This is a genomic window from Ideonella oryzae (genome assembly GCF_024055665.1).
GTDB lineage: Bacteria > Pseudomonadota > Gammaproteobacteria > Burkholderiales > Burkholderiaceae_C > Ideonella > Ideonella oryzae.
The window spans coordinates 157425-170751 of record NZ_JAMXMC010000002.1 but is presented as its reverse complement, the minus strand read 5'-3'; the positions used below and the strand labels follow the sequence as shown (position 1 = coordinate 170751).

Genomic DNA, 13327 nt, shown 5'->3' with positions numbered 1-13327 from the left:
GGCTCGGGCAGGCTCAGGCGCGCAGCGCCTTGCGCGCGGCAGCGGCCACGCGCTGCACGTCGGCCTCGGTCATGCGGGTGTAGAGCGGCAGGCTGACGATGCGCTCATACGCCCGTTGGCTGTGAGGGAAGTCCTCGGCCTTCAGGCCGTAGTGTTCCTTCCAGTACGGGTGCTGGTGCAGCGGAATGTAGTGCACGCTGCAGCCGATGCCATCGGCGTAGAGCGACTCGATGAAGGCCTCGCGGGTGACCGGGGCCTCGTCGCTCAGTTCCACCACATACAGGTGCCAGGCATGCACATCACCCGCCAGGGGCTGGGGCGGCAGGCGCAGCGGCAGGCCGGCCAGGGCTTCGGCATAGGCGGCGGCCAGCTCGGCGCGGCGGGCCTGGAAGGCCTGCAGACGCTTGAGCTGGTGCAGGCCCAGTGCGGCGGCGATGTCGGTCAGGTTGTACTTGAAGCCCGGCGCCACGATCTCGTAGTACCAGCTTGGCACCTTGGCGGTGAAGCGGTCGAAGGCATCGCGGTTGATGCCGTGCAGGCGCATCACCTTGGCGCGCGCGGCCACCTCGGGGTGGCGCGTCACCAGCATGCCGCCCTCGCCGGTCGTCATGGTCTTGTTGGCGTAAAAGCTGAAGACGGTGGCGTCGCTGTCCAGCGTGCCGATGAGCTGACCGCGGTGGGTGGTGGGCAGCGCATGGGCCGCATCCTCCACCACCTTCAGACCGTGCTTTTTCGCAATCGCGAGGATGGCCGTCATGTCGGCCGCCAGGCCGCCGTAGTGCACCGGCACCACGCACTTGGTGCGCGGCGTGATGGCGGCTTCCAACGCCGCAGGGCTGATGCAGTAGGTGGCCGGGTCGATGTCCACCAGCTTCACGTCCGCGCCCAGGTAGCGGGCCACCTCGGCGCTGGCGGTGAAGGTGTGGGTGGTGGTGATGACCTCGTCGCCCGGGCCCACGCCCACCGCTTCCAGCGCCAGGTGCAGGCCGGCGGTGGCGGAATTGACGGCGATGGATTCCAGCGACGGGTCGCCCAGAAACTCGGTGAAGGCGGCCTCGAAGCGCTTGGCCTTGGGCCCGGTGGTGACCCAGCCGGAGCGCAGGGTGTCCACCACCTCGGCGATCTCTTCCTCGCCGATCTCGGGCAGGGCGAAGGGCAAAAACGGCAGCATGTCGGTGCTCATGGTGATCAGGATTGTCCTCTGGCGCGCTGGCAGGCAGCCAGGAAGCGGGCCGCCAGCACGGGGTAGGTGTGTTCGGCCTGCACAAAGGCACGGCCCCGCTGGCCCATGGCGCGGCGCGCCTCGGCCGGTACAGCCAGCAACTGGCGCAGGCCCTGCACCACTGCGGCGGGCGATTCGGGCGGCACGGTCACGCCGCAGCCGGCTTCGGCCACCGGGTCGTTGCCGGCCTCCACCGCATGCAGCACCGGGCAGCCGGCCATCAGGTAGTCCATCAGCTTGTTGGGCGCGATGCCGAAGCGGTAGATGGGCACCCGCTGCCAGCCGATGTAGGCGATGTCGATGGCGGCCAGGAAGGACGGGATCTGGGCCTTGGGGATGGGGCCACACCAGTGCACCCGGTCCAGGCCCTCGTCGGCCAGACGGCGCACCAGGCGCTCGCGCTCGTGGCCATCGCCCACCAGCACGATCTCCACCGCGTCCTCGCGCAGTTGGGCCGCGGCGTCCAGCAGCGTGTCCAGCGCATTGGGCAGGCCCATGGAGCCGGCATAGCCCAGCACCGTGCGGCCGGCGGCATGGGCTGCGTCGATCACCCGGGCCACCTCGGGCTTGAGCGGGGGCGACGTGCCGGCCCAGTCCTCGGGCGAGATGCCATTGGGCACGATGGTCAGCTTCTTCAGGTCCAGCCCACGCGAGGCCATGTGCCCATGCACCTTGGGCAGCATGGACACCACCACATCCGCATCGCGGTAGGCCGTCTTCTCGGCCCAGCCGCACAGCAGCGCGAAGGGGTGGTGGGGCGACATGCCCGAAAGCTCGATGGGCGACAGCGGCCAGAGGTCGTGCACCTCGAAGACCAGCACCGCCCCCGCCCGGCGGGCGATGCGCCGCGCCACCCAGATGTCCATCGGGTAGGTGCTGGAGGCAATCACCACGTCCGGCCGGGCCTCGGCGATCAGCGCCGGCGTGCGCTGCCAGACCTGCTTCAGGTAGGCCCAGATGTTCTTCACCCGGCCCAGGCCATTGCCCTGGTAAGGCGGCGTGGGCAGCCAGTGGTAGCTGATGCCGTCCACCCCCTCGGTGCCGGCCTGGGGCTGGCGGGCCCGCACATGCGAGAAGTCGGCCGCCACCATCGTCACGCGGTGGCCCGCGCGCACCCATTCGCGCGCCAGGTAGTAGGGCCGGTACTCCATGCCCAGCGCGGGCGTGCCGGCGTAGTGGTTCAGGTAGAGGATGTTCATGACTGCGACCCGCCGCTGATTTGTTCGAGCCGCTGCACATAGGTCTGCACGCTGTCCGGAAACAGGGCGTGCAAGCCCACCCATTCCTGCAACGCGGCGCCCACCGCGTCGGCATGGGCCGCCAGCGGGGCCAGCCGGGTGCGGGTGGGCAGTTCCCCGTCGGCCAGGATCAGGCCGTTGTGGCCGTCGTCCACCAGCTCGCGGTTGGCCGGCAGGTCCGACAGGATGGGGATGCAGCCGTGGCCCATGGCCTCCAGCACCGAGACGGAGACCGAATCGCTGGCCGGCAGGCTCAGGTACCAGCGAGCCTGGGCATACCAGCCGGCTTGCGTCGCAGCGTCCAGCCGACCGACGAAGCGCACCTTGCCCGCCAGGTCGGGCTGGGCGGCGCGGGCCTCCAGCGCCGGGCGCAGCGCGCCGTCGTGGGCCACCACCAGCTGGGCCTCGGGCCAGTCGCGGGCGATGGCCGCAAAGGCGTCCAGCACCCGCTCGGGCCGGTAGAGCGCTTCCAGAGCCCGGTTGGCGAAGAACAGGGCATCGTCCTTGTGCTCGGGCCAGGGCGGCAGGGCCTCCAGGCCAAAGGGAAAGGTCATCACCTCGCGCGCGCCCAGCGCCCGCATGCGCTCGGCCATGTGGCGCGAGTCACTGGTGGTCAACGCACAGGCCTGCAGCACGCGGCGGGTCAGCCAGCCCATCAGCCGGCTCTTCTGCGGGGTCAGCAGGATGTCCGAGCCCCAGGCCGAGCCGGCGATGCGCGCTTTCACCCCACCGAAGCGCACCGCCAGCCAGGCCAGCGTGCCGTGGGAGGTGAGGTAGTGCGGCGCCAGCCAGTCCGGCTGCGCGGCCTTGAGCCAGCGCACCACGGTGGGCAGGGCCTGCAGCAGGCCGGCATTGCCTCCCTCGAAGCGCGGTGTGGTGCCCAGGGCCAGCCGGCGCTCGGGTGGCACCAGGGCGTCGAAGCCGGCGTCGAAACCGCGGCTGGAGATCGCCCACAGCTCCACCCGAGGAGCCAGCGCACGCGCCCACTTGAGCAGGTGCGGGCTCTGCCCGTCACCGATCAGCACCAGGCGCACGCTCAGTCCTCGTCCAGCGGGCCGGCCCAGGCCTCGTACAGCGGCAGCAGCTCGGGGTAGCGCTGCAGCAGCTTGCGGTCGGCGCGGCGGCTGTCGCCCACCACGCGGGCCGGCCGGCCCTCCAGGATCACGAAGTCCGGGTATTCGCCGCGCACGAAGCTGCCGGCGCACACCAGCGTGCCCTTGCCCAGCTTGGTGTTGGCCTCGATCAGCGAATGCGGGCCAATGAAGCTGTAGGGGCCGATCTCCACCGGCCCGGCAACCCAGCCCGGCCGCTCGGCAAAGCCGGCCGCTGGCCAGCGCACGAAGCCCTCGCCCAGCAGCCGCGCGGCGCGGTGCGAGCTGTGGGTCACGATGCTGCAGTGGCTGGTGATCTGCACGCCCTCGCCGAGCGTGATGCCGCCGCTGCACTCCAGGTAGTTGAAGGGGCCGATGTAGACATGGTCGGCCAGCACCAGCTTGTCTTCCTGCTCGATGCAGGCGGCCGGCGAGATGCGGGTATGCGGCAGGTCCTGCCCCTGCGAACGCTCGCCGAAGACGATGCGGTAGAGCAGCGCGCGCACCCAGCGGCGGCGCCAACGGTTGAGGGTGGATCGAAACCAGTTCACGGTGCGCGATTGTCCCCTGCCGCAGCCGGCGGTCCATCGGCCGGCCCTTGGGCCGTCACCGGCCACGTGACCAGGGCCCAGAAGTAGTAGCCGAAATAGCCGGCCATGGCCGCCGAGACGGCCCAGCCCGCCCCCTGCAGACCGCCCCAGTGCAGGCCCGCCGCCAGCGCGGCGACAAAGGCCACCTGCCCCAGCACCGCCAGACGCAGCGCCCAGGCCTGGGCCTGCCAGGCCATGGTCACCACGGCCAACGGCGCGGCCACGAAGTGCAGGCCGATGTAGAGCGCCAGCGCCCGGGCCAACTCGCCCGCGGCCCGCCAGGGCTCGCCGAACAGCGCGGCAAAGGCCCAGGGCGCCAGTACCCACAGCCCGGCGACCAGCGCCAGCGCCAGCACGGCCAGCGCCGCCATCACCCGGCGCAGGGCCTGGCGCGCCGCCGGCGTGGGCTGCGCCCCTGCGGCCGCCAGCTTGGGATAGAGCGCCTGCGAGACCGCGCTGCCCACCAGCGTGGCCGGCGCCTTCAGGTAGCGCAGCGACAGGCCCCAGAAGCCGGCCGCCGCCGGCCCCAGGCTGGCGGCGATCAGGGCCACACTGGCCGTGTCCTGCAGCGCGCCCAGGAAGGCGTGCGGCGTGTTGAGCAACGGAAACTGCCGGTGCCGGCGCGCCACCGCGGCCAGCGTGTCCCAGCGCAGGCCGGCGCTCCCCAGCGGCAGGCGCAGCGCCAGCGTGGCCAGCAGGGTGGCCGCGATGGGCGCCACCACCAGGCCGGTCACGCCCCAACCCAGCGCCCCCGCGGCCGCCTGGGCCAGGGCCGCGCCGCCGTACTGCAGCACCCGGGACGCGGCCAGGGCGCTGAAGCGCTGCTCGCGCGTGGCCCACAGCGTGGCCAGCGACACCGCACCGGCGCTGGCCACCGCCAGCGGCAGCCAGACCACCCAGTGCTCGCGGCTCCAGGCCCACCAGCCGGCCGCGCCCACCGCGCTGGCCACCGTCACCAGGGCCGCGATGCGCAGCGCCAGCACCCGCAGGGCCTGGGCCTCGCCCGCATCGGCCGCCAGCGGCAGGGCGAACTCGTAGCGCGCGCAGGCCACCACCGCCAGGTTGGCGGCCACGGCGGCGAACAGGTGGTAGTGGCCGAAATCGGCCGGCGAGAACAGGCGCGTGAGCAGCGGCCCCAGCAGCAGCGGCAGGGCCTGGGCCAGCGCGCCGCCGGCCACCAGGGTCAGGCTGGCGCGCACCAGCCCCTGCAAGGGAGCGCGGTGGTCCGGGGCTGACGCCATGGATGCCGTAGGACCGGGCCTCAGCCGCGCCGGCCCACGGCCGCGGCCAGCGCCGCCACCACGCGGTCCTGGTCGGGCTCGCCCAGGTCGGGGCTCATCGGCAGGCTCATCACCTGCTGCGCCAGTTCTTCGGCCACCGGGCAGCCGCCCGCGGGCGCGAAGCGCTCGTAGGCCACCTGCTGGTGCAGCGGGCGCGGGTAGTGGACGGCCGTGGGAATGCCTACCGCCTTCAGCGCCGCCTGCACGGCCGGCCGGTCCGCCACCGTCACGGTGTACTGGCCCCAGACGCTGTCGCGGCCCTCGCGCACGGTCAGCAGGCCCACGTTCACATCGGCCAGCAGCGCGTGGTAGCGCGCACCCAGCTCGCGGCGGCGCTGCAGCTCCCAGTCCAGCCGGGGCAACTTGGCCAGCAGCACCGCGCACTGGATCGTGTCCATGCGCCCGCCCACGCCCACGCGGGTGTGGGTGTAGCGCGCGCTCTGGCCGTGCACGCGGATCTCCCGCGCGGCCTGGGCCAGGCGGGCATCGTCGGTGAACAGGGCCCCACCGTCGCCATAGCAGCCCAGCGGCTTGCTGGGGAAGAAGCTGGTGCAGCCGATGGTCGAGACACCGCAGCTGTGCCCGACCCGCCCGCCGCCGGGCCGCCCCAAAGCGGGCGAGCCCCCTTGGGGGGCAGCCATCCCTGAGGATGGCGTGGGGGCCATGGTGTATTTGGCACCGAAGCTTTGGGCCGCGTCCTCGATCACCGGCAGGCCACGGCGCGCCGCGATGGCGTTGATCGCCTCCATGTCCGGCACCTGGCCGTACAGGCTGACCGGCATCAGCGCCCGGGTGCGGGACGTGATGGCGGCTTCGATCCGCCCAGCGTCGATCAGGCCGGTGTCGGGCTCGACATCGACAAACACCGGGACGCCACCCAGCAGCGCGATCACCTCCGCCGTGGCGGCGAAGGTGAAGGGGCTGGTGATGACCTCGTCGCCGGGCTGCAGGTCCAGGGCCATCAGCGCGATCAGCAAGGCCTCGGTGCCGCTGGCCACGGTGACGCAGTGGCCCACGCCCACGCGGGCCGCCAGGGCCACCTCCAGCTGGGCCACTTCCGGCCCCATGATGTACTGACCGTGGTCCAGCACCTGCTGGATGGCAGCGTCGATGTCCGTCTTGAGCGAGGTGTACTGCGCCTTCAAGTCGATGAACTGCATGGTCAGAGGGCCTCCAGGCGACCGCCCTGCAGACGGTAGCGCTCACCGGTGGCCGGGCAGGCAGCCTCCATGTCGGCGGCCTCGTCCACCGGCAGCGCCAGCTTCTCGCCGTGGCGGCTCATCCAGCCGGTCTGGCGGGCCGGCACGCCGGTCATCAGCGCATGGGGCTTCACGTCCTTGGTGACCACCGCACCGGCGCCGATGAAGGCGTACTCGCCCACGGCGGTGCCGCAGACGAGGGTGCAGTTGGCGCCCAGGGTGGCGCCCCGCTTCACCAGCGTACGGCGGTACTCGTGCTTGCGGGGCACGGCCGAACGCGGGTTGAAGACATTCGTGAACACCGCGCTGGGGCCGACGAAGACATCGTCCTCCAGCGTCACCGCGTCATAGACCGAGACGTTGTTCTGGATGCGCACGCCCGCGCCGATCACCACGTCGTTGGCGACGAACACGTTCTGCCCCAGCGAGCAGCGCGGCCCGATGCGGGCCCCGGCGCAGACATGGCTGAAATGCCAGACGGCCGTGCCCTCGCCCAGCTGGGCGCCCTCGTCGACGATGGCGCTGGGGTGAATGGTGACGTTCATGGCGGGGGCCTCAGGCCAGATGCTGCAGGAAGGGGTGCCCCAGCGCGCCAGCGGGCTGGGCCGCGGCCGAGCGGATAACGTCGACCGTCTCCACGCAATGCCGTGCATCGGGCAGGCCGTAGCCCCGACCGGCCAGGATCTCGCGGTAGCTCACCGTGTGCAGGTCGGTGAAGCCTTCGGAGAACTCCAGCTGCTCGCCCGAGATGTCGATGCTGCGGAAGGTGGGCTTCTTGCCCTTCACCTCGGCCGGCAGGTCGTTGGCGTCGATGGACAGGAACCAGCGCACCCGGGCGCGTTCGTATTCCAGGTAGCCCGCGGCCTTGGCCTCGCCGTTGTGGTGCACCACATTGGCCTGCAGCTTCCCGAAGATGAAGTGCAGCATGTCGAAGAAGTGCACGCCGATGTTGGTGGCCACGCCGAAGCTTTTGCGCGGGTCGCCCTTCCAGCTTTCGGCGTACCACTTGCCGCGCGAGGTGATGTAGGTCAGCGTGACGTCGAACTTGTGGTCAGCCGGGGCGGCGGCCACCTTCTCGCGCAGCTTCAGGATGGCGTCGTGGTGGCGCAGCTGCAGGATGTTGCAGACCCGGTGGCCGGTCTCCTGCTCCACCCGGGCCAGCTCGTCCAGCAGGGCGGGCGTGGGCACCAGCGGCTTCTCGCAGATCACATCCGCGCCCAGGCGCAGGCCGGCGGCGATGTGCGGATGGTGCAGGTGGTTGGGCGAGCAGACGGCCACGATGTCCAGCGCACGGGCCGGGTCGCGGCGCAGCACCTGGGCATGCTCGTAGAAGCGCTCGAACTGGGTGAAGAACTCGGCCTGCGGGTGCAGGCTGTCGATGATGCCCACCGAGTCGTTGATGTCGTAGGCCACGGCCAGGGTGTGGCCCAGGTCCTTGATGGCCCGCATGTGGCGCGGGGCGATGTAGCCGGCGGCGCCGATCAGGGCAAAGTTCTTGGCAGTCATGTCGGGGCTCAGGCAGTCACAGACGGAACACGGTGGCGCCGGCCGCGGCCAGGGCCTCGCGGTCGAACAGGGACTTGACGTCGGCGATCACGGGCTTCTCCCCCTGGACCAGCGCGCGCAGTTGCTCGGCGGTCAGGGCGCGGTACTCGCGGTGCGCCACGGCCACCACCAGGGCGTCGAAGGGGGCTTCGTCCTCCAGCCGGGCCAGGGTGATGCCGCATTCGTGCCGCACCTCGTCGGCGTCGGCCCAGGGGTCCATCACCACCACGGTGGTGCCGTGGTCCTGCAGCTCGCGCACCAGGTCCACCACCTTGGAATTGCGGATGTCCGGGCAGTTCTCCTTGAAGGTGACGCCCAGCACGCCGATGCGGCAGCGCGGCACATCCAGCCCGTTCTTGAGCATCAGCTTGACGGTGTTGCGCGCCACGTAGCGGCCCATGTTGTCGTTGATGCGCCGGCCCGCCAGGATGACCTGCGGGATGTAGCCGTGCTGCTCGGCCTTGTAGGTCAGGTAGTAAGGATCCACGCCGATGCAATGGCCGCCCACCAGGCCGGGCCGGAAGGGCAGGAAGTTCCACTTGCTGCCGGCCGCGGCCAGCACCTCGGCGGTGTCGATGCCCATGCGCGCGAACAGCACCGACAGCTCGTTCATCAGCGCGATGTTGAGGTCGCGCTGGGTGTTCTCGATCACCTTGGCGGCCTCGGCCACCTTGATGCTGCTGGCGCGGTGCACGCCGGCGGTCACCACCGAGGCATAGACCTCGGCCACCGTCTCCAGCGTGGCGGCGTCGCAGCCCGAGACGATCTTGCGGATGGTGGTGAAGGTGTGCTCGCGGTCGCCCGGGTTGATGCGCTCGGGGCTGTAGCCGCAGAAGAAGTCCACGCCGTGCTTCAGGCCGGAGACCTGCTCCAGCACCGGCACGCAGTCTTCCTCGGTGGCCCCGGGGTAGACAGTGGATTCGTAGACGACGATGTCGCCCTTCTTGAGCGCCTGGCCGACGCTGCGCGAGGCCGAGATCAGCGGCGTCAGGTCGGGCTTGTTGGCCTGGTCCACCGGCGTGGGCACGGCGACGATGAAGAAGTCGCTGCGGCGCAGGTCGGCCACCTGGTCGGTGTAGAGGATGTCGGCCGCGGCCAGATCGGCGTCGGCGACCTCGCCGGTGCGGTCATGGCCGGCCTTCAACTCGGCGACGCGGGTGGGGTTGATGTCGAAACCGACGATGCGGTGCTGGCGACCGAAGGCGACGGCCACCGGCAGGCCGACGTAGCCCAGGCCGACAACGGCAATGTGACGATGCATGGACGAGCACCCCGGCGCACAGGCCCTGCGGCCGGTCGGGGCAGCGATCAAAACCCGCAATTTTAGGCGCCGGGCCGGGCGCCCCGATGGCACCGCAGCCTAAAATGGAGGGCTTGCCGCCGGAAAACCCACACAGCCGGCGCTTCCCTCCACCACCGCAACCCCTTGCGCCCATGAGCACCGACATCTCCCTGCCCTCGCCCGACGACAACCAGCTGATCGCGGAGCGTCGCGAGAAACTGGCCGAGCTGCGCGCCACGGCCCAAGAGGCGGGGCAAGCGGTGTTCCCCAATGACTTCAAGCCCCAGCACCGCGCGGCCGCCCTGCACCACCAGCACGGCGGCGCCGAGGCCGAGGCCCTGGAAGCGCAAGGGATCCAGGTCAGCGTGGCCGGCCGCATGATGCTCAAGCGCGTCATGGGCAAGGCCTGCTTCGCCACCCTGCAGGACGCCACCGGTCGCATCCAGCTCTACATCACCCAGGACATGGTGGGCGCCGAGACCCTGGCCGCCTTCAAGCGCTGGGACCTGGGCGACATCCTCGGCTGCGAAGGTACGCTGTTCAAGACCAAGACTGGCGAGCTGTCGGTCAAGGCCAGCTCGGTGCGCCTGCTGACCAAGAGCCTGCGCCCGCTGCCGGACAAGTTCCACGGCATGACCGACCAGGAACAGAAGTACCGCCAGCGCTATGTCGACCTGATGATGGACGAGGAAGCCAAGAAGCGCTTCGTCGCGCGCAGCAAGGGCGTGGCCTCGATCCGCAACTTCATGGTTGAGCACGGCTTCCTGGAAGTGGAAACGCCGATGCTGCACCCGATTCCCGGCGGTGCCAACGCCAAGCCCTTCATCACCCACCACAACGCGCTGGACCAGGAGATGTTCCTGCGCATCGCGCCCGAGCTCTACCTCAAGCGCCTGGTGGTGGGCGGGTTCGAGCGGGTGTTCGAGATCAACCGCAACTTCCGCAACGAAGGCATCAGCGTCCGGCACAACCCGGAATTCACGATGATGGAGTTCTATGCGGCCTACTGGAACCACCACGACCTGATGGACTTCACCGAGGCCCTGCTGCGCCACGCCGCGCGCGCGGCCACCGGTTCGGCCCGGCTGACCTACGCCGAGAAGGAAGTTCACCTGGACGAGCCCTTCGCCCGCCTGTCGGTGCGCGACTCGCTGGTGAAGTATGCCGGCCTGAGCGAGGCCGAGGCCGATTCGGCCGAAGCCGTGCATGCCAAGCTCAAGGAGCTGGGCGAGGAGCCGCCCAAGCACTGGGGCCTGGCCCAGCTGCAGTTCGGCCTGTTCGAAGCCGCGGTGGAAGAGCAGCTCTGGCAGCCCACCTTCATCATCGACTACCCCGTCGAGGTCAGCCCGCTGGCCCGCGCCAGCGACGCCAACCCGGCCATCACCGAGCGCTTCGAGCTGTTCATCACCGGCCGCGAGTTCGGCAACGGCTTCTCCGAGCTGAACGACGCCGAGGACCAGGCCGCCCGCTTCCAGGCCCAGGTGGCCAACAAGGAAGCCGGCGACGACGAGGCCATGTACTACGACGCCGATTTCATCCGCGCGCTGGAGTACGGCATGCCCCCGACCGGCGGCTGCGGCATCGGCATCGACCGCCTGATGATGCTGCTGACCGACTCGCCCAGCATCCGCGACGTGATCCTGTTCCCGGCCCTGCGCCGGGAGGTCTAAGACGCCGGCACGGCGCCGGAAGGTCTGACGCGCCCGGGGTCGGGCAAATCCGGTGGGCGGCACTGCGCCGTTCTGACACACTGGCGGCATGTCCGCCGTTCTGGCCACCCCCCTCAGCGCCACACTGCACCAGCAGCTGTGGCGCGAATTGGCCGTGGCCGCCGACCTGCGGGGCCACCCCTGGCGCACCCCCAGCCTGGCCACGGTCTCACCCGACGGCCTGCCCGATGCCCGCACCGTGGTGCTGCGCGAGGTGGATCCTGATCAGGAACGGCTGGTCTTCTTCACCGATGCCCGCTCCCCCAAGGTGGCCCAGCTGAAAGCCCAACCCCGCGGGGTGCTGGTCATGTGGTCGCCTGAACTGAGCTGGCAACTGCGCATCCAGGTGGACTGTCGGGTCGAGGCCAGCGGTCTGGCAGTGTCGTCGCGCTGGGCACGGCTGCGTTCCACGCCCGCCGCCCAGGATTACCTGGCGCCGCTGCCCCCCGGCAGCCCGACGGATGCAACGCCCAGCGGCCTGGCCGCGCGCGAGCACTTCGCGGTGGTGCAGGCCCAGGTGCTGGAGATGGACTGGCTGGAACTGGGCGCCGAAGGCCACCGGCGTGCCCGCCTGACGGCCGGTCAACCGCCGGTCTGGCTGCAGCCCTGAACAGGCCCGGGATGGCCGCTGGGCCTTCCGCCGTTCAGAACCCCAGCGAGGCCAGCAGGTCGTCCACGTCTTCCTGCTGCATGGCCCGGTCGGGCACCTGCACGCCTTCAAGCTGATGGCCATCCTCGGCCGAGGTTTCTTCCACGCCAGCGGCCGGGAGCTCCTCCACCACGTGGCGCAACTCGGCCTCGGCCCGCAGCAGGATGTCGGTGACCTTCTTGATCACCTGGCCCGAGAGGTCCTGAAAGTCCTGGGCCATCATGATGGTGGTCAGGTGGCCGTTCTGCTGGCGGGCGAAATCGGTGGTGCTGGCCACGTAGTCGGCGCACATCCGCATGAGCGCGCGCGCGCGGGCCACGTCCATCTCGGGGGATTCCGCCTGGCGGCGCATCACTGCCACCAGCTCGTCGCCCCGGCTGATCAGCTTCTCGCACAGTGGCTTGGCCTCGTCGACCGATTCGAGCACGCGGTTGGCCGCACGCTCGGTCATCTTGCCAACGTACTCCAGCCGCTCGCAGGCGTCCGGCATTTCCAGGCTGACCTGGCGCAGTTCCGCCGCCACCCGCGGGCGTGCAGCCGCGGCTGCGGCGGAAGGGGTCAGGCTGGGGGTTTCTAGCGTGTCTTGGGCCGGCATGGCTGGGATCTTCCAGGTCTCGGTCTCTGTTGAGGTCAGTTATCGACCGGGCCCGGCCCAAATTGAGGGGGCGGCGCGCCGGCCTCCCCCACGGCCCCATCAACGGTGACGGAATGCCGGCTTGCGCTTCTCCAGGAAGGCCGCCATGCCCTCGCGCTGGTCCTCGGTGCCGAACAACGACTGGAACATGTGGCGCTCGGTGCGCACCCCGGTGGACAGGCCGCTCTCGAAGGCCTCGTTCACGCACTCCTTGATCATCATCAGGCTGGGGCCGGAGAGCTCGTTCATCTGCCCGGCCACGGCCAGGGCCTCGTCCAGCAGGCTGGCGGCCGGCACCACGCGGGCCACCAGGCCGGCACGCTCGGCTTCCTCGGCGCCCATCATGCGGCCGGTCAGCAGCAGTTCCATGGCCTTGGCCTTGCCCACCGCGCGCGGCAGGCGCTGGGTGCCGCCGGCCCCGGGAATGGTGCCCAGCTTGATCTCGGGCTGGCCGAACTTGGCGGTGTCGGCGGCCAGGATGATGTCGCACATCATCGCCAGCTCGTTGCCACCGCCCAGCGCAAAGCCCGCCACCGCGGCGATCACCGGCTTGCGCACCTGGCGGATGGTCTCCCAATTGCGGGTGATGAAGCCCCCCGTGTAGGCCTCCATGTAGCCCAGCGTGGCCATGGCCGCGATGTCCGCACCCGCCGCAAAGGCCTTCTCGCTGCCGGTGATGACGATGCAGCCGATGCCTTCGTCGGCATCAAAGGCCAGCAGCGCCGCGCCCAGCTCGTCCATCAGCTGGCCGTTCAGGGCATTGAGCTGCTTGGGCCGGTTCAGGGTGATCAGGCCGGTCTTGCGCGCGCCCTCGCCCCGGACCTCGGTCAGGATGCATTCATAGCTCATGGTGTCTTCCTCTCGGTTCTTTTGGGGAATGATGAACGG

13 protein-coding genes are annotated in these 13327 nt (G+C 70.4%); 2 read left to right on the top strand and 11 right to left on the bottom strand.

The window, feature by feature from the left end:
* Nucleotides 1-13: 13 nt before the first annotated feature.
* The 9 genes from M0L44_RS03420 to M0L44_RS03380 are packed head-to-tail and all read right to left on the bottom strand — an operon-like array spanning nt 14 to nt 9426.
* Nucleotides 14-1183, bottom strand: coding sequence for a DegT/DnrJ/EryC1/StrS family aminotransferase (locus M0L44_RS03420; RefSeq protein WP_290429032.1), 1170 nt, complete (start codon nt 1181-1183; stop codon nt 14-16).
* 5 nt (nt 1184-1188) lie between these two features.
* Nucleotides 1189-2421 (bottom strand): glycosyltransferase family 4 protein, encoded by a 1233-nt coding sequence (locus M0L44_RS03415; RefSeq protein WP_252768210.1) that lies wholly within the window; start codon nt 2419-2421, stop codon nt 1189-1191.
* The gene (locus M0L44_RS03410; protein WP_252768209.1) at nt 2418-3494 is read right to left on the bottom strand and encodes a glycosyltransferase; all 1077 of its coding nucleotides are present in this window, start codon (nt 3492-3494) and stop codon (nt 2418-2420) included. Before M0L44_RS03410 ends, M0L44_RS03415 begins: the two co-directional genes overlap by 4 nt.
* A gap of 2 nt (nt 3495-3496) precedes the next feature.
* Nucleotides 3497-4102: an acyltransferase gene (locus M0L44_RS03405; protein ID WP_252768208.1), complete on the bottom strand. Its 606-nt coding sequence runs from the start codon at nt 4100-4102 to the stop codon at nt 3497-3499.
* The gene (locus tag M0L44_RS03400) at nt 4099-5382 is read right to left on the bottom strand and encodes a lipopolysaccharide biosynthesis protein (RefSeq protein WP_252768207.1); all 1284 of its coding nucleotides are present in this window, start codon (nt 5380-5382) and stop codon (nt 4099-4101) included. Before M0L44_RS03400 ends, M0L44_RS03405 begins: the two co-directional genes overlap by 4 nt.
* A 20-nt stretch (nt 5383-5402) precedes the next feature.
* Nucleotides 5403-6581 (bottom strand): DegT/DnrJ/EryC1/StrS family aminotransferase, encoded by a 1179-nt coding sequence (locus tag M0L44_RS03395; protein WP_252768206.1) that lies wholly within the window; start codon nt 6579-6581, stop codon nt 5403-5405.
* Nucleotides 6582-6583: 2 nt separating this feature from the next.
* The gene (locus M0L44_RS03390) at nt 6584-7165 is read right to left on the bottom strand and encodes an acyltransferase (RefSeq protein WP_252768205.1); all 582 of its coding nucleotides are present in this window, start codon (nt 7163-7165) and stop codon (nt 6584-6586) included.
* Between the two features lie 10 nt (nt 7166-7175).
* Nucleotides 7176-8126: a Gfo/Idh/MocA family oxidoreductase gene (locus M0L44_RS03385; RefSeq protein ID WP_252768204.1), complete on the bottom strand. Its 951-nt coding sequence runs from the start codon at nt 8124-8126 to the stop codon at nt 7176-7178.
* A gap of 16 nt (nt 8127-8142) precedes the next feature.
* A complete protein-coding gene (locus tag M0L44_RS03380) occupies nt 8143-9426 on the bottom strand; it encodes a nucleotide sugar dehydrogenase (protein WP_252768203.1) in 1284 nt (427 codons plus the stop codon).
* Nucleotides 9427-9599: 173 nt separating this feature from the next.
* On the opposite strand from M0L44_RS03380, the gene lysS reads away from it, so the two are divergent.
* Together lysS and M0L44_RS03370 are read left to right on the top strand one after the other, a co-directional pair.
* A complete protein-coding gene (gene lysS / locus M0L44_RS03375; RefSeq protein WP_252768202.1) occupies nt 9600-11117 on the top strand; it encodes a lysine--tRNA ligase in 1518 nt (505 codons plus the stop codon).
* A gap of 88 nt (nt 11118-11205) precedes the next feature.
* On the top strand, nt 11206-11766 hold the full coding sequence (locus tag M0L44_RS03370) for a pyridoxamine 5'-phosphate oxidase family protein (protein ID WP_252768201.1): 561 nt from the start codon (nt 11206-11208) through the stop codon (nt 11764-11766).
* Nucleotides 11767-11800: 34 nt separating this feature from the next.
* Here the strand turns inward: M0L44_RS03370 and M0L44_RS03365 are convergent, their stop codons facing one another.
* Entirely contained in the window at nt 11801-12400 is a 600-nt protein-coding gene (locus M0L44_RS03365) for a protein phosphatase CheZ (protein WP_252768200.1), read from the bottom strand.
* Nucleotides 12401-12499: 99 nt separating this feature from the next.
* Nucleotides 12500-13288 (bottom strand): enoyl-CoA hydratase, encoded by a 789-nt coding sequence (locus M0L44_RS03360; RefSeq protein ID WP_252768199.1) that lies wholly within the window; start codon nt 13286-13288, stop codon nt 12500-12502.
* Nucleotides 13289-13327: the final 39 nt, after the last annotated feature.